This is a genomic window from Sporolactobacillus terrae, assembly GCF_019930545.1.
Classification (GTDB): domain Bacteria; phylum Bacillota; class Bacilli; order Bacillales; family Sporolactobacillaceae; genus Sporolactobacillus; species Sporolactobacillus terrae.
In genome coordinates this window covers 2,811,227-2,829,240 of the sequence record NZ_CP082837.1, presented here as the reverse complement: position 1 = coordinate 2,829,240, position 18,014 = coordinate 2,811,227, and the positions used below count along the sequence as shown (strand labels likewise).

General features: G+C 49.3%; 7 protein-coding genes and 6 rRNA genes. All 13 read right to left on the bottom strand.

The window, feature by feature from the left end; translation table 11 throughout:
• Window positions 1-114: 114 nt before the first annotated feature.
• Complete coding sequence (locus K7399_RS13460) at window positions 115-363, bottom strand: sigma factor G inhibitor Gin (protein ID WP_037563397.1); 249 nt, start codon at window positions 361-363, stop codon at window positions 115-117.
• A 274-nt stretch (window positions 364-637) separates the two neighbouring features.
• A complete protein-coding gene (locus K7399_RS13455) occupies window positions 638-1,693 on the bottom strand; it encodes an undecaprenyldiphospho-muramoylpentapeptide beta-N-acetylglucosaminyltransferase (protein ID WP_028977053.1) in 1,056 nt (351 codons plus the stop codon).
• Between the two features lie 164 nt (window positions 1,694-1,857).
• On the bottom strand, window positions 1,858-3,720 hold the full coding sequence (locus tag K7399_RS13450) for an ABC transporter ATP-binding protein (protein ID WP_028977054.1): 1,863 nt from the start codon (window positions 3,718-3,720) through the stop codon (window positions 1,858-1,860).
• Window positions 3,717-5,447, bottom strand: coding sequence for an ABC transporter ATP-binding protein (locus K7399_RS13445; protein ID WP_028977055.1), 1,731 nt, complete (start codon window positions 5,445-5,447; stop codon window positions 3,717-3,719). Before K7399_RS13445 ends, K7399_RS13450 begins: the two co-directional genes overlap by 4 nt.
• 227 nt (window positions 5,448-5,674) lie before the next feature.
• Window positions 5,675-5,791, bottom strand: a 5S ribosomal RNA gene (gene rrf / locus K7399_RS13440).
• Window positions 5,792-5,863: 72 nt separating this feature from the next.
• Window positions 5,864-8,791, bottom strand: a 23S ribosomal RNA gene (locus K7399_RS13435).
• Between the two features lie 274 nt (window positions 8,792-9,065).
• Window positions 9,066-10,616, bottom strand: a 16S ribosomal RNA gene (locus K7399_RS13430).
• Window positions 10,617-11,706: 1,090 nt separating this feature from the next.
• Window positions 11,707-11,784, bottom strand: coding sequence for a putative holin-like toxin (locus K7399_RS16325; protein ID WP_223362614.1), 78 nt, complete (start codon window positions 11,782-11,784; stop codon window positions 11,707-11,709).
• Window positions 11,785-12,112: 328 nt separating this feature from the next.
• Window positions 12,113-12,229: ribosomal RNA gene (rrf, locus tag K7399_RS13420) — 5S ribosomal RNA — on the bottom strand.
• Window positions 12,230-12,301: 72 nt separating this feature from the next.
• Window positions 12,302-15,229: ribosomal RNA gene (locus K7399_RS13415) — 23S ribosomal RNA — on the bottom strand.
• A gap of 274 nt (window positions 15,230-15,503) precedes the next feature.
• Window positions 15,504-17,054, bottom strand: a 16S ribosomal RNA gene (locus K7399_RS13410).
• Together the 16S, 23S and 5S rRNA genes form the textbook arrangement of a ribosomal RNA operon.
• A gap of 361 nt (window positions 17,055-17,415) precedes the next feature.
• Window positions 17,416-17,685: a pro-sigmaK processing inhibitor BofA family protein gene (locus K7399_RS13405; protein ID WP_028978162.1), complete on the bottom strand. Its 270-nt coding sequence runs from the start codon at window positions 17,683-17,685 to the stop codon at window positions 17,416-17,418.
• Window positions 17,686-17,779: 94 nt separating this feature from the next.
• Window positions 17,780-17,998 (bottom strand): YaaL family protein, encoded by a 219-nt coding sequence (locus K7399_RS13400; protein WP_028978161.1) that lies wholly within the window; start codon window positions 17,996-17,998, stop codon window positions 17,780-17,782.
• Window positions 17,999-18,014 lie beyond the last annotated feature (16 nt).

Here is an 18,014-nt window from a genome sequence, read left to right as displayed (position 1 = left end):
CCCGCCCATCGATTTGAAAGCGGATCATCGCATAGCTCAGCAGCCGCTCTCTTTGCTCTCAGTGTAACAAATCCGATGAGCCTCGTAAACGATGCACAAACAAAAGGAGAAGCATCATTGTTTCTCTGCCTCTCCTCCCGTTCCAGCGTGGACAACTGCTGTTTCCAAACCCTTTTTGTACTTACCGATTCGCAGTTTTGCTAACTTATCCATATAATATTTGTATTTCCAGTCCGTCACATCCGTCTCGACGATTTTCTTTTGGCAAGAGTTACAGATTAATTGATTGAAGATGTGAATCCCTTCAGTCTTATGCCGACCGCAGACAAGGCACACCTCTTGAGTTTGTTCCTTTAGCGCCATATGATCACCTCCTGCTTTAGTTTCTCCCGAAAATTAAAAACCTATTCATTTTACTGCTAGCAAACTATTTTTCCACGCGAGTCATTCGACTTTTCCAGTGTATGATTTCTAGGCTCGGGCGGTGTCTCGAATGAAACAGTGCATGATGTCCGGGATCTCACCAACTATTGACCGTTTACGAAAACAGCACCTATAATTGTTAAAATCATCTCAATACTCATTGAATTGCACCAAAAAACGGACCGAGTATGATCCCGGTCCGCTTTTTAAGAGCTTACTTATTCAATTCAGTTAAGATGTTTTCAATGCCGTGCGTGGCGCCTTGTGCCTTTACCATGCGTTCCCGATAATCATAGCGGTTGACATAAACCTGATCAAGGGTTTGCAGCAGCGCATCAGACGTCAGTGTATCATTGTCGAGCACTTCACACAGTCCTTTTTTCTTAAACGAATCCGCATTGAGAATCTGATCGCCACGGCTTTGGTGAAGCGGCAGCGGAATAAGCACCATTGGCTTCTTCAAGGCCAAAAATTCAAAAATAGCATTCGATCCGGCGCGCGAGACAATGAGCGTTGATGCAGCCATCACATCAGGAAGCGCTTTGTCGATAAATTCAAATTGCTTATAGCCGGGCGTTTCTGCCAGTTTTTGGTCAAGAAATCCTTTGCCGCACAAGTGAACAATCTGATATTTTTTGAGCAGATCCGTGATTGAGGCACGAACCACATCATTAATTTTTTTCGCTCCAAGACTGCCACCCATGATGAGGAGAACCGGTTTGGAACCACTGAAGCCAAGAAAATCGAGTCCCTTTTTTCGTTCACCCTTCAGCAGCACATCTCGGATCGGCGCGCCGGTATAAACGACCTTTTCCTTTGGCAGCTGCTTTCCCGCTTCCTCGAAGGTGACAAACAGTTTCGTCGCAAACCGGATCGCAATTTTATTCGCCAGCCCGGGCGTGATATCGGACTCGTGAATGTACACCGGAATCCGGTTCAGCCATCCGCCGATCACTACCGGCACGGATACAAATCCTCCCTTAGAGAAAATCACATCCGGTTTGATTTTCTTTAGCAGCCAGTACGCCTGCATCACACCTGCCAGAACCTTAAATGGATCGCCAAAGTTTTTCATGTCGAAATAGCGGCGCAGCTTGCCGCTTGATATGCTATGATACTCAATTCCGTGTGCGGTAACTAGATTTTTTTCTATGCCGTTTTTCGACCCGATATAGGTCACTTTGCAGTCCTTTAATTCATCAATCAGCGCTAGGTTCGGCGTCACATGCCCCGCCGATCCGCCGCCGGTAAATACGATTTTTTTCGCCATTGCTTCTGCCTCACTTTTTTCATTCCACTTCTAAAAAGTTTAATATACTTGCCGGCAAAGTAAAACAAAAAGTTAAAAAAAGATCAAGAACAGGAGAAAATCCGGACAAAAAAGTATGTTAAAAGGCAGCCGAACATTTTATCCGACTGCCTTTATTTTTATGTTCAACCGGTTTTCTGACCGTTTCGTTTCTCAGCAAATTGACTGTTGTAGAGTTCCGCATAAAAGCCTTTTTGCTCCAGCAATTGCTGATGCGTGCCTTGTTCGATCACCTGTCCGTGATTCATGACCAGAATCAGATCGGCATGACGGATCGTTGACAGACGGTGAGCGATCACAAAACTCGTCCGATTCTCCATCAGTTTATCCATAGCTTCTTGGATATGCACCTCAGTTCGTGTATCTACATTGCTGGTTGCCTCATCCAAAATCAGTATGACGGGATCAGCAAGAATTGCACGGGCGATCGTCAAAAGCTGCTTTTGCCCTTGAGAAATATTGGTGCCTTCTTCATTTAAAATAGTGTCGTAGCCATCAGGAAGCGTACGGATAAAATGATCCGCATGCGCTGCTTCGGCAGCCCTTATGATTTCTTCTTCTGTAGCTTTTTCACGACCGTAAGCGATATTTTCACGAATTGTTCCTTTAAACAGCCAAGTATCCTGAAGCACCATACCAAAAAGACTGTGCAGCTGTTCACGCTTCATCTCTTGTGTATCCAGACCGTCCACCGTAATTTTCCCTTGCTGAATTTCATAGAAGCGCATCAGCAGGTTAATCAGCGTCGTCTTGCCCGCGCCGGTGGGACCGACAATCGCAACCGATTGGCCGGCGTTCACATGAAGCGACAGATTGTCGATCAGCGGCTGGTCTTCCTTATAACGGAAAGCAACGTGATCAAAGACAACCGTGCCCTTCGGATCCGTCAGTTGCTGAGCATGATCGGCATCGGCCATCATCTCGTCCTCATCGAGAACCTCAAAAATTCGTTCTGCAGACGCAACCGTTGACTGAATAATGTTCGAAATGTTGGCAATCTGATTGAGCGGCTGTCCGAACTGTCGTGCGTACTGAATAAACGCCTGAATATCGCCAATTTCAATCGAACGCTTCACAACCAAGATCCCGCCGACTACAGAAATCAGCACATAACCAATATTCCCAACGAACATCATCAGCGGCATCATAATACCTGACAAGAATTGAGCCTTCCACGCCGATTGATAGAGCTTTTCGTTAATCCCTTCAAATTTATTTACGGATTCACGTTCTTTTCCAAAAGCCTTGATGACCTGATGTCCGGTAAACATTTCTTCGACATGACCGTTGAGTTGGCCGATCTGTGCCTGTTGTCCTTTAAAATGGCCTTGGGACCGTTTGGTGATTTGTGCAATACCGACAAAGCTGAGCGGTATCGTGACCAGCAGAATCAAGGTTAGAATCGGGCTGATGGTCAGCATCATCACGACAACACCAATCAGCGTCACAATGGACGTGATTGATGCAGTCAAACTTTGCTGTAATGTGTTGCTGATGTTTTCCGTATCGTTAACCGCGCGGCTGAGTACATCGCCATAAGGATGCGCATCATAGTAGCCCACCGGCATGCGCGCCAGTTTTTCATTGACCTGTTTGCGCAAAGTATAAACCATCTTCTGTGCCACACCGCTCATGAGATACTGCATCAAAAAGGTAAATAAAGCACTTAGGATATAAAGAACCACCAATGTAACCACAATGCCCCAAATAGAATCGAAATCAATCCGAGCACCGGGGACACCTTTGATCTTCATCATCATACCTTCAAAAAGCTTCGTGGTTGCATTTCCCATCAGTTTCGGTGCGATAATTGTAAAAATCGTACTAAGGATCGCTGCTGCAAACACAGCAAGCAGCATCAGGTAGTGCGGCTTCAGATATCCCATCAGCCTTCGAAACGTTTTTCGGAAATGCTTTGGCTTTTGTACTGGCATCCCCATATGCCCATGACCCGGTCCACGCTGCGGCATTCTTTTCTTATTGCTCATGCCAATTCCTCCTTGCTCAGCTGGGATGCCACAATTTCCTGATAAACAGCGCAGGACTTCATCAGCTGATCATGCGTGCCCATACCTGCGATCCTTCCCTCATCCAGCACGATAATTTTATCGGCATGAAGTATGGTGCTGACGCGTTGAGCCACAAGAATGACTGCTGCTGAATGCGTCATTTGTGCAAGTTCAGCCCTCAGACGCGCATCGGTCCGGTAATCCAGTGCCGAAAAACTATCGTCGAGCAAGTAAATATCTGCTTTTCTCGCCAACGCACGCGCAATCGCCAGACGCTGTTTTTGTCCTCCCGAAACATTTTTACCACCTTGCGCAATGATTGAATCATAACCATGGGCCATCTCTTGGATGAAGGCATCCGCTTGTGCAATTCGTGCCGCAGTTCTGACTTCCGCATCCGTTGCCTGCGCATTGCCGTATCGAATGTTTTCCGCCACCGTGCCAGTAAACAGCACTGATTTTTGCGGGACATACCCGATCCTGCGGCGCAGCTCCTCTAACGGTACATCTTTCACATCAACACCATTGACGCGCACACTGCCACCGGTTACATCAAAATAACGGGGAATCAGATTCAGAATCGTTGATTTTCCAGCGCCCGTACCTCCAATGATTGCAGTCGTTTCACCCCGTTTCGCTGTAAAAGATAGATGTGACAGCGCCGGCTTTTCTGCTCCAGGATAGCTGAAACTGACATTCTGGAACGTCACACCCTCGTTTTGCGTGGATAAAGTAGATTCAGCGCATTCACTATCTTGAATAACCGGTTCAATCGTTAGTACTTCATTGACCCGGTTTGCAGATATTTGTGCACGCGGAATCATGATGAACATCATCGCACCCATGAGAATTGAAAACATAATTTGCATCGCGTACTGGATGAAGGCCATCAAATCTCCAACCTGCATCGCTCCACCGCCGATACGCAATCCGCCGAACCAAACAATAGCGACCATTGCAAGATTCATGATTAGCATCATCAGCGGCATTGCAGCCGACATAATTTGGTTAATACGGATGGACGTTAGCGTGATATCCTGATTCGCCTCATCGAAGCGATGCATCTCATGCTTTGCGCGATTAAACGAACGAATCACGCGGATACCGGTTAATTCTTCGCGTAAAACTAAATTAAGCCGATCCATCTTTTTTTGAATCGCTTTAAAGTAAGGAAGCCCTTTTTTCGCTAGAATAAGAACAGAAATAATGAGCAGTGGCAGGGCGACTACAAGAACTAGCGACAGCGGCGCATCTTGGGATACCGCCATAATAATGCCGCCGATGCACATCAGCGGGGCCATCGTCATCATTTTCAGAACCATCATATACACTTGTTCGATCTGAGCAATGTCATTCGTCGTTCGTGTGATCAATGAGCTCGTTCCCACCTGATCGAATTCTTGCAACGAAAAACGTTCAACATGTGCGAACATCTTATTGCGCAGGTCGCGTCCGAATCCTGCAGCTGCCTTCGACGCCAGATAGTTTGCCAAAACGGTCAACACACCGGCTGCCAGTGTGACGAGCAGCATATAACCGCCCATCTTAAAGATGTACGGCATATCTCCTTGAACGACACCTGTATCGACGATATCCGCCATCAATGTCGGTAAATACAAATTTGCCAAAGATTGCAAAAAGACAAAGAATACAGAGAAAAGTGCCGGCCATAGATAGGGCTTCATATATTTTGCCAAACGAATCATTGCCTCAACTCCAATCATTTAAAACCGTTGAATCAATACTATATCAGTTTAACCGTTCAATATGAACCTGGAGTGAACCCACCAACGAATTTTATAAAAAAACCCTCGATCCTCTTGTGCCTATATCGCTTTGAAGCAGTGCTTTGGGTCCGGGGTTCCTCTACTTTCTTATCCTGCAAAAAAAACACGCGTCTCTCAATTTCTGAGAAACGCGTGTTGATCGCTTTGCCTGGCAGTGACCTACTCTCACAGGGGGACAGCCCCCAATTACCATCGGCACAGAAGAGCTTAACGACCGTGTTCGGGATGGGAACGGGTGTGACCTCTTCGCTATAACCGCCAGACTTAAACCGGCTCTCACGAGCCTTCAAAACCGGTAACGAAAACTTCAAAGTCATTCATCCAATTGTTTGTTTTGGGTTAAGTCCTCGACCGATTAGTATCTGTCCGCTTCACACGTCACCGTGCTTCCACTCCAGACCTATCAACCTCATCATCTCTAAGGGGTCTTACTGATTAAAATCATGGGAAATCTCATCTTGAAGGGGGCTTCATGCTTAGATGCTTTCAGCACTTATCCCGTCCACACATAGCTACCCAGCGTATGCTCCTGGCGGAACAACTGGTACACCAGCGGTGTGTCCATCCCGGTCCTCTCGTACTAAGGACAGCTCTTCTCAAATTTCCTACGCCCGCGACGGATAGGGACCGAACTGTCTCACGACGTTCTGAACCCAGCTCGCGTACCGCTTTAATGGGCGAACAGCCCAACCCTTGGGACCTACTTCAGCCCCAGGATGCGATGAGCCGACATCGAGGTGCCAAACCTCCCCGTCGATGTGAACTCTTGGGGGAGATAAGCCTGTTATCCCCAGGGTAGCTTTTATCCGTTGAGCGATGGCCCTTCCATGAGGTGCCACCGGATCACTAAGCCCGACTTTCGTCCCTGCTCGACTTGTAGGTCTCGCAGTCAAGCTCCCTTGTGCCTTTACACTCTGCGAATGATTTCCAACCATTCTGAGGGAACCTTTGGGCGCCTCCGTTACCTTTTAGGAGGCGACCGCCCCAGTCAAACTGCCCGCCTGACACTGTCTCCGAACCGGATCACGGTTCAGGGTTAGAATGTCGATATCGTCAGGGCAGTATCCCACCGATGCCTCCACCGAACCTAGCGGTCCGGCTTCCAAGGCTCCTGCCTATCCTGTACAAACGATACCCACATCCAATATCAAGCTGCAGTAAAGCTCCATGGGGTCTTTCCGTCCTGTCGCGGGTAACCTGCATCTTCACAGGTACTATAATTTCACCGGGTCTCTCGTTGAGACAGTATCCAAATCGTTACACCTTTCGTGCGGGTCGGAACTTACCCGACAAGGAATTTCGCTACCTTAGGACCGTTATAGTTACGGCCGCCGTTTACTGGGGCTTCAATTCAAAGCTTCTCCCCGAAGGGATAACCTCTCCTTTTAACCTTCCAGCACCGGGCAGGTGTCAGCCCCTATACATCACCTTACGGTTTAGCAGAAACCTGTGTTTTTGGTAAACAGTCGCTTGGATCTTTTCACTGCGGCTCTCCGGACCCGAAGGTCCTTCGAGCACCCCTTCTCCCTAAGTTACGGGGTGATTTTGCCGAGTTCCTTAACGAGAGTTCTCCCGAGCGTCTTAGAATTCTCTTCTTGCCCACCTGTGTCGGTTTGGGTACGGGCACCGTTTCACTCGCTAGAGGCTTTTCTTGGCAGTGTAGGATCAGGCGCTTCGGTACTTAAGTTCCCTCCTCATCACCGCTTGGCCACAAGCAGCGGGATTTGCCTCGCTGCAAGCCTCACGGCTTGAACGCACGCTTCCATCCGTGCGCTCGCCTTACCTTCCTGCGTCCCCCCATCACTCAAACGTGAAACGCTGGTACAGGAATATCAACCTGTTGTCCATCGCCTACGCCTTTCGGCCTCGGCTTAGGCCCCGACTAACCCTGAGCGGACGAACCTTCCTCAGGAACCCTTAGGCTTTCGACGGAGAAGATTCTCACTTCTCTTTTCGTTACTCATACCGGCATTCTCACTTCCAAACGCTCCAACATGCCTCACGGCACATCTTCAATGCCCTTGGAACGCTCCCCTACCATGACCTGACGGTCATCCGCGACTTCGGTGCTGTGCTTAGCCCCGTTACATTTTCGGCGCGACGCCACTCGACCAGTGAGCTATTACGCACTCTTTAAATGGTGGCTGCTTCTGAGCCAACATCCTGGTTGTCTGGGCAACGTCACATCCTTTCCCACTTAGCACAAACTTAGGGACCTTAGTCGGCGGTCTGGGCTGTTTCCCTTTCGACGACGGATCTTATCACTCGCCGTCTGACTCCCGGACGTAAGGGCTTGGCATTCGGAGTTTGACTGAACTCGGTAATCCTGTGGGGACCCCTTATTCAATCAGTGCTCTACCTCCAAGTCTCACTCATCCGAGGCTAGCCCTAAAGCTATTTCGGGGAGAACCAGCTATCTCCGTGTTCGATTGGCATTTCACCCCTACCCACACCTCATCCCCGCATTTTTCAACATGCGTGGGTTCGGGCCTCCATTCAGTGTTACCTGAACTTCACCCTGGACATGGGTAGATCACACGGTTTCGGGTCGACAACCCTAAACTCATTCGCCCTATTCAGACTCGCTTTCGCTGCGGCTCCGCCTCTTCAGCTTAACCTTGCTTAGAATCGTCACTCGCCGGTCCATTCTACAAAAGGTACGCTGTCACCCCCGAAGGGGGCTCCAACTACTTGTAAGCACACGGTTTCAGGATCTCTTTCACTCCCCTTCCGGGGTGCTTTTCACCTTTCCCTCACGGTACTGGTTCACTATCGGTCACTGGGGAGTATTTAGCCTTGGGAGACGGTCCTCCCGGATTCCGACGGGGTTTCTCGTGTCCCGCCGTACTCAGGATCCACTCCGGAGTGTACGTTCCGTCGGCTACAGGGCGTTTGCCTTCTCTGGCCGACCCTTCCAGGTCGTTCGCCTGAAACGTACATTTGTAACTCCATGCGGAGTGTCCTACAACCCCAAAGGGCAAGCCCTTTGGTTTGGGCTGTTTCCCTTTCGCTCGCCACTACTCAGGAAATCGCATTTGCTTTCTCTTCCTCCGGGTACTGAGATGTTTCAGTTCCCCGGGTCTGCCTTACTCTGCCTATGGATTCAGCAGAGCATGCTATCCGTTCAGGATAGCGGGTTCCCCCATTCGGAAATCTTCGGATCAAAGCTTACTTACAGCTCCCCGAAGCGTATCGGCGTTCGTTCCGTCCTTCATCGGCTCCCAGTGCCAAGGCATCCACCGTGCGCTCTTTATAACTTAACCACTTGACGGAATGATGAGCGGTGAATCTCTTTGTCGGCTTGTGTCCGATTCTCGGGCACGATACCTCCTCGATCTTCTTGCTTTTCATTCGTCACACTTGTGATGAACCAATCACGAATAATCGATTCATCACGTTGGATGTTTCTTGACTTTGTTGCTTGTTTTCGTTATCCAGTTTTCAAGGTTCATGGCTGCCTTTCGGCTCGCCGGTGAAGGAATGCTTCCTTCAAAACCAAACAAAAGACCAAGCGCTCGCTATTGATCGTTTCCTTAGAAAGGAGGTGATCCAGCCGCACCTTCCGATACGGCTACCTTGTTACGACTTCACCCCAATCATTTGTCCCACCTTCGGCGGCTGGGTCCATAAAGGTTCCCACACCGACTTCGGGTGTTACAAACTCTCGTGGTGTGACGGGCGGTGTGTACAAGGCCCGGGAACGGATTCACCGCGGCATGCTGATCCGCGATTACTAGCAATTCCGGCTTCATGCAGGCGAGTTGCAGCCTGCAATCCGAACTGGGGGCGGCTTTATGGGATTCGCTTGACCTTGCGGTTTCGCTGCCCTTTGTACCGCCCATTGTAGCACGTGTGTAGCCCAGATCATAAGGGGCATGATGATTTGACGTCATCCCCACCTTCCTCCGGTTTGTCACCGGCAGTCACCTTAGAGTGCCCAACTTAATGCTGGCAACTAAGATCAAGGGTTGCGCTCGTTGCGGGACTTAACCCAACATCTCACGACACGAGCTGACGACAACCATGCACCACCTGTCACTCTGTCCCCCGAAGGGGAACGGCCTATCTCTAGACTTGTCAGAGGATGTCAAGACCTGGTAAGGTTCTTCGCGTTGCTTCGAATTAAACCACATGCTCCACTGCTTGTGCGGGCCCCCGTCAATTCCTTTGAGTTTCAACCTTGCGGTCGTACTCCCCAGGCGGAATGCTTAATGTGTTAACTTCAGCACTAAGGGGTTGGACCCCCCTAACACCTAGCATTCATCGTTTACGGCATGGACTACCAGGGTATCTAATCCTGTTTGCTCCCCATGCTTTCGCACCTCAGCGTCAGTAACAGACCAGAGAGCCGCCTTCGCCACTGGTATTCCTCCACATCTCTACGCATTTCACCGCTACACGTGGAATTCTACTCTCCTCTTCTGCACTCAAGCTCCCCAGTTTCCAATGACCTTTTGCGGTTGAGCCGCAAGATTTCACATCAGACTTAAGAAGCCGCCTGCGCGCGCTTTACGCCCAATAATTCCGGACAACGCTTGCCACCTACGTATTACCGCGGCTGCTGGCACGTAGTTAGCCGTGGCTTTCTGGCCGGATACCGTCACAGCACCAGCATTTCCTCTGGCACTCGTTCTTCTCCGGCAACAGAGCTTTACGATCCGAAAACCTTCTTCGCTCACGCGGCGTTGCTCCATCAGACTTTCGTCCATTGTGGAAGATTCCCTACTGCTGCCTCCCGTAGGAGTTTGGGCCGTGTCTCAGTCCCAATGTGGCCGATCACCCTCTCAGGTCGGCTATGCATCGCGGTCTTGGTGGGCCGTTACCCCGCCAACTAACTAATGCACCGCGGGCCCATCTGTAAGTGATGGCCGAAACCATCTTTCAACCTCGCACCATGCGGTGCGAGGGATTATCCGGTATTAGCTCCGGTTTCCCGAAGTTATCCCCGTCTTACAGGCAGGTTGCCCACGTGTTACTCACCCATCCGCCGCTCACGTCCAGGAGCAAGCTCCCTTCTGTGCGCTCGACTTGCATGTATTAGGCACGCCGCCAGCGTTCGTCCTGAGCCAGGATCAAACTCTCCAAAAAGTTTATACATTCAATGCCAGATAAAATATCTGGGCTTTACTTTAAAGTTCATTGTGATCCATAGCAAATTGAATTGATTATGGGGTTTAAAAACCCTTTATTCACGCTTGGCTTTTGTTTAGTTTTCAAGGAACATTCTTCGCTGCGTTGTTCCCAACAGCAACTTTTAAATAATAACATGTTTCCGAAGGGAAGTCAACAACTTTTTTTCGTTTCATAGTCCGCTGTAATTCAGCGACAAGAAATATACTAACATGGATTCACTTCCGAGTCAATATATTTTTTTATCCTCCGATGAGCGGCAAGAAACATCTTATCATCCCCGTTATACTTAGTCAATACCCTTTAATAGAAATTAATAAACGCAAAATAAGTTCTATTCTCATAATCCTTCTAACAGTTCTTCGTACGGGACTATCTAAAATAGGGCACAATTATGATTATATTGCTTAGAATCCCCTTGATGCCGTAAATTGGATCGACAAGAAATGATAGTATAAAGTGAAATGAACAGCAAATTCTTTGATTTAAATAACACTATATTTCATGCTTAAGCATAACCACTCCAATAAGATCCTTATGATGTTCAGTTAAATATCCATAGTTAAGCAATTCTTCAATTTCTTGCAGGCATTCGAAAACAATAATCAACATCCAATTACCATTCAGTTTAATAATCTTTTCGAGAACAAGAGTCTTGAACGCGTTGAGATTCTTATTCAATCGGAGCGCAGGATAAGTTCAACACCCTTTTGGGACAGTCTCTTGCGCAGTTCAATTCTATTTTCGTCTGTAAATTGAATCAGATTCCTTTTCTTTCTTCGTGCACAGCTCTCAAACAAGGTGAACCTTTCGCTAATAACAATTAAAAAACAAGCACCACATTCGTTCATTAATAATTAACTGAACGAACAATTGCATTAATTTGCAATAACTGTGTATAATGACATTAGATTAAGAAAAAATAAAACCGTCAGTGGTGCTAACACTGACGGAACGGCAATATCCGCGTAGAGCGGATGCAGTGCATTCCAGCTAAATCGTTTTTTGACCGATCCGCTTCAGCTCCTGCCAGAGCATATGAGGCGGATTATTTCTTTCTGTCTGACAGCATCAGGACAAGCACTCCAAAACTAATCATCAGTGATATCGCTTGAAATACTGTCATTGGGACCACCCCCTTCCAGAGGGCGTCACCACATCCGCTCATATGCATCATCTATTACCTGGCTACATTATATCATAATAGGATTGCTTAATTTGACAGCTAATCATCGGGTTAATTTTTCTTCTTAAATAAATCTGCGTCCAATCTTTATACTGCAATGCATGACTAGTGGCCAAACCTAGCAAGGGTTCAATGACGATCTCTACATGTTAATTTTGTAGTCGCTCAGGAGAAACGTGCAAGCTTTCACCACTTAAGTTATAGGTCTGTCGGATACGCAAAAAAACACGCGTCTCTCAATTTCTGAGAAACGCGTGTTGATCGCTTTGCCTGGCAGTGACCTACTCTCACAGGGGGACAGCCCCCAATTACCATCGGCACAGAAGAGCTTAACGACCGTGTTCGGGATGGGAACGGGTGTGACCTCTTCGCTATAACCGCCAGACTTAAACCGGCTCTCACGAGCCTTCAAAACCGGTAACGAAAACTTCAAAGTCATTCATCCAATTGTTTGTTTTGGGTTAAGTCCTCGACCGATTAGTATCTGTCCGCTTCACACGTCACCGTGCTTCCACTCCAGACCTATCAACCTCATCATCTCTAAGGGGTCTTACTGATTAAAATCATGGGAAATCTCATCTTGAAGGGGGCTTCATGCTTAGATGCTTTCAGCACTTATCCCGTCCACACATAGCTACCCAGCGTATGCTCCTGGCGGAACAACTGGTACACCAGCGGTGTGTCCATCCCGGTCCTCTCGTACTAAGGACAGCTCTTCTCAAATTTCCTACGCCCGCGACGGATAGGGACCGAACTGTCTCACGACGTTCTGAACCCAGCTCGCGTACCGCTTTAATGGGCGAACAGCCCAACCCTTGGGACCTACTTCAGCCCCAGGATGCGATGAGCCGACATCGAGGTGCCAAACCTCCCCGTCGATGTGAACTCTTGGGGGAGATAAGCCTGTTATCCCCAGGGTAGCTTTTATCCGTTGAGCGATGGCCCTTCCATGCGGTGCCACCGGATCACTAAGCCCGACTTTCGTCCCTGCTCGACTTGTAGGTCTCGCAGTCAAGCTCCCTTGTGCCTTTACACTCTGCGAATGATTTCCCACCACTCTGAGGGAACCTTTGGGCGCCTCCGTTACCTTTTAGGAGGCGACCGCCCCAGTCAAACTGCCCGCCTGACCCTGTCTCCGAACCGGATCACGGTTCAGGGTTAGAATGTCGATATCGTCAGGGCAGTATCCCACCGATGCCTCCACCGAACCTAGCGGTCCGGCTTCCAAGGCTCCTGCCTATCCTGTACAAACGATACCCACATCCAATATCAAGCTGCAGTAAAGCTCCATGGGGTCTTTCCGTCCTGTCGCGGGTAACCTGCATCTTCACAGGTACTATAATTTCACCGGGTCTCTCGTTGAGACAGTATCCAAATCGTTACACCTTTCGTGCGGGTCGGAACTTACCCGACAAGGAATTTCGCTACCTTAGGACCGTTATAGTTACGGCCGCCGTTTACTGGGGCTTCAATTCAAAGCTTCTCCCCGAAGGGATAACCTCTCCTTTTAACCTTCCAGCACCGGGCAGGTGTCAGCCCCTATACATCACCTTACGGTTTAGCAGAAACCTGTGTTTTTGGTAAACAGTCGCTTGGATCTTTTCACTGCGGCTCTCCGGACCCGAAGGTCCTTCGAGCACCCCTTCTCCCTAAGTTACGGGGTGATTTTGCCGAGTTCCTTAACGAGAGTTCTCCCGAGCGTCTTAGAATTCTCTTCTTGCCCACCTGTGTCGGTTTGGGTACGGGCACCGTTTCACTCGCTAGAGGCTTTTCTTGGCAGTGTAGGATCAGGCGCTTCGGTACTTAAGTTCCCTCCTCATCACCGCTTGGCCACAAGCAGCGGGATTTGCCTCGCTGCAAGCCTCACGGCTTGAACGCACGCTTCCATCCGTGCGCTCGCCTTACCTTCCTGCGTCCCCCCATCACTCAAACGTGAAACGCTGGTACAGGAATATCAACCTGTTGTCCATCGCCTACGCCTTTCGGCCTCGGCTTAGGCCCCGACTAACCCTGAGCGGACGAACCTTCCTCAGGAACCCTTAGGCTTTCGACGGAGAAGATTCTCACTTCTCTTTTCGTTACTCATACCGGCATTCTCACTTCCAAACGCTCCAACATGCCTCACGGCACATCTTCAATGCCCTTGGAACGCTCCCCTACCATGACCTGACGGTCATCCGCGACTTCGGTGCTGTGCTTAGCCCCGTTACATTTTCGGCGCGACGCCACTCGACCAGTGAGCTATTACGCACTCTTTAAATGGTGGCTGCTTCTGAGCCAACATCCTGGTTGTCTGGGCAACGTCACATCCTTTCCCACTTAGCACAAACTTAGGGACCTTAGTCGGCGGTCTGGGCTGTTTCCCTTTCGACGACGGATCTTATCACTCGCCGTCTGACTCCCGGACGTAAGGGCTTGGCATTCGGAGTTTGACTGAACTCGGTAATCCTGTGGGGACCCCTTATTCAATCAGTGCTCTACCTCCAAGTCTCACTCATCCGAGGCTAGCCCTAAAGCTATTTCGGGGAGAACCAGCTATCTCCGTGTTCGATTGGCATTTCACCCCTACCCACACCTCATCCCCGCATTTTTCAACATGCGTGGGTTCGGGCCTCCATTCAGTGTTACCTGAACTTCACCCTGGACATGGGTAGATCACACGGTTTCGGGTCGACAACCCTAAACTCATTCGCCCTATTCAGACTCGCTTTCGCTGCGGCTCCGCCTCTTCAGCTTAACCTTGCTTAGAATCGTCACTCGCCGGTCCATTCTACAAAAGGTACGCTGTCACCCCCGAAGGGGGCTCCAACTACTTGTAAGCACACGGTTTCAGGATCTCTTTCACTCCCCTTCCGGGGTGCTTTTCACCTTTCCCTCACGGTACTGGTTCACTATCGGTCACTGGGGAGTATTTAGCCTTGGGAGACGGTCCTCCCGGATTCCGACGGGGTTTCTCGTGTCCCGCCGTACTCAGGATCCACTCCGGAGTGTACGTTCCGTCGGCTACAGGGCGTTTGCCTTCTCTGGCCGACCCTTCCAGGTCGTTCGCCTGAAACGTACATTTGTAACTCCATGCGGAGTGTCCTACAACCCCAAAGGGCAAGCCCTTTGGTTTGGGCTGTTTCCCTTTCGCTCGCCACTACTCAGGAAATCGCATTTGCTTTCTCTTCCTCCGGGTACTGAGATGTTTCAGTTCCCCGGGTCTGCCTTACTCTGCCTATGGATTCAGCAGAGCATGCTATCCGTTCAGGATAGCGGGTTCCCCCATTCGGAAATCTTCGGATCAAAGCTTACTTACAGCTCCCCGAAGCGTATCGGCGTTCGTTCCGTCCTTCATCGGCTCCCAGTGCCAAGGCATCCACCGTGCGCTCTTTATAACTTAACCACTTGACGGAATGATGAGCGGTGAATCTCTTTGTCGGCTTGTGTCCGATTCTCGGGCACGATACCTCCTCGATCTTCTTGCTTTTCATTCGTCACACTTGTGATGAACCAATCACGAATAATCGATTCATCACGTTGGATGTTTCTTGACTTTGTTGCTTGTTTTCGTTATCCAGTTTTCAAGGTTCATGGCTGCCTTTCGGCTCGCCGGTGAAGGAATGCTTCCTTCAAAACCAAACAAAAGACCAAGCGCTCGCTATTGATCGTTTCCTTAGAAAGGAGGTGATCCAGCCGCACCTTCCGATACGGCTACCTTGTTACGACTTCACCCCAATCATTTGTCCCACCTTCGGCGGCTGGGTCCATAAAGGTTCCCACACCGACTTCGGGTGTTACAAACTCTCGTGGTGTGACGGGCGGTGTGTACAAGGCCCGGGAACGGATTCACCGCGGCATGCTGATCCGCGATTACTAGCAATTCCGGCTTCATGCAGGCGAGTTGCAGCCTGCAATCCGAACTGGGGGCGGCTTTATGGGATTCGCTTGACCTTGCGGTTTCGCTGCCCTTTGTACCGCCCATTGTAGCACGTGTGTAGCCCAGATCATAAGGGGCATGATGATTTGACGTCATCCCCACCTTCCTCCGGTTTGTCACCGGCAGTCACCTTAGAGTGCCCAACTTAATGCTGGCAACTAAGATCAAGGGTTGCGCTCGTTGCGGGACTTAACCCAACATCTCACGACACGAGCTGACGACAACCATGCACCACCTGTCACTCTGTCCCCCGAAGGGGAACGGCCTATCTCTAGACTTGTCAGAGGATGTCAAGACCTGGTAAGGTTCTTCGCGTTGCTTCGAATTAAACCACATGCTCCACTGCTTGTGCGGGCCCCCGTCAATTCCTTTGAGTTTCAACCTTGCGGTCGTACTCCCCAGGCGGAATGCTTAATGTGTTAACTTCAGCACTAAGGGGTTGGACCCCCCTAACACCTAGCATTCATCGTTTACGGCATGGACTACCAGGGTATCTAATCCTGTTTGCTCCCCATGCTTTCGCACCTCAGCGTCAGTAACAGACCAGAGAGCCGCCTTCGCCACTGGTATTCCTCCACATCTCTACGCATTTCACCGCTACACGTGGAATTCTACTCTCCTCTTCTGCACTCAAGCTCCCCAGTTTCCAATGACCTTTTGCGGTTGAGCCGCAAGATTTCACATCAGACTTAAGAAGCCGCCTGCGCGCGCTTTACGCCCAATAATTCCGGACAACGCTTGCCACCTACGTATTACCGCGGCTGCTGGCACGTAGTTAGCCGTGGCTTTCTGGCCGGATACCGTCACAGCACCAGCATTTCCTCTGGCACTCGTTCTTCTCCGGCAACAGAGCTTTACGATCCGAAAACCTTCTTCGCTCACGCGGCGTTGCTCCATCAGACTTTCGTCCATTGTGGAAGATTCCCTACTGCTGCCTCCCGTAGGAGTTTGGGCCGTGTCTCAGTCCCAATGTGGCCGATCACCCTCTCAGGTCGGCTATGCATCGCGGTCTTGGTGGGCCGTTACCCCGCCAACTAACTAATGCACCGCGGGCCCATCTGTAAGTGATGGCCGAAACCATCTTTCAGCCTCGCACCATGCGGTGCGAGGGATTATCCGGTATTAGCTCCGGTTTCCCGAAGTTATCCCCGTCTTACAGGCAGGTTGCCCACGTGTTACTCACCCATCCGCCGCTCACGTCCAGGAGCAAGCTCCCTTCTGTGCGCTCGACTTGCATGTATTAGGCACGCCGCCAGCGTTCGTCCTGAGCCAGGATCAAACTCTCCAAAAAGTTTATACATTCAATGCCAGATAAAATATCTGGACTTTACTTTAAAGTTCATTATGATCCATAGCAAATTGAATTGATTATGGGGTTTAAAAACCCTTTATTCACGCTTGGCTTTTGTTTAGTTTTCAAGGAACATTCTTCGCTGCGTTGTTCCCAACAGCAACTTTTAAATAATAACATGTTTCCGAAGGGAAGTCAACAACTTTTTTTCGTTTCATTCGTCCGCTGTAATTCAGCGACAAGAAATATACTAACATGGATTCACTTCCGAGTCAATATATTTTTTTATCCTCCGATGAGCGGCAAGAAACATCTTATCATCTGCATGCAGCAGCGTCAAGCACTTATTTAAAGATTCTGCTCAAACACCTATTGAGAACTTTATGATCATTAATGCCGCAAGCCCCGGAAGCCCTAAGAAGCCACTTACCGCAGCTGTTGCAAGGTTGATCGGAATATGCATGCTAAACGATTCGCCGATAACATTCAGCAAAAAGAGAAGCAGTGCACCGACAACAAGCCGAACCGCCAACTTGCCTATCCAGCGCATCGGGTGAGCTGATGTCCCTGCAACAATCATGATTAAAAATACCACAAGGATGCCGATAACTAAAAAAAGATAGTGACTCAAAAGACATGCCTCCCACCTAATAATATCGAAAACTGCCGTTGTCCTACAGTTATTCCATATATATAGGATATGAAAGCATGTCCCATTTAGAACTTTATTTGTCTATAAGCGACTTTCGCTCACGAAATTCTTTTAAAAGATAGAAATATTTCGCTTCTGCAAGTTTCAACTGATGTAGCACTTCGTCTGAAGGATCAATACTAGCATCAATAATCTTTTTCTTAGTCATCCACTCATCACTGCATTGATGAAGCAAATTCAAAAATGATTGGTCCAGCTCTTTGCGCAATGTGCCTTTTTTTCTGCCAAACATGGCACCATCTCCAATA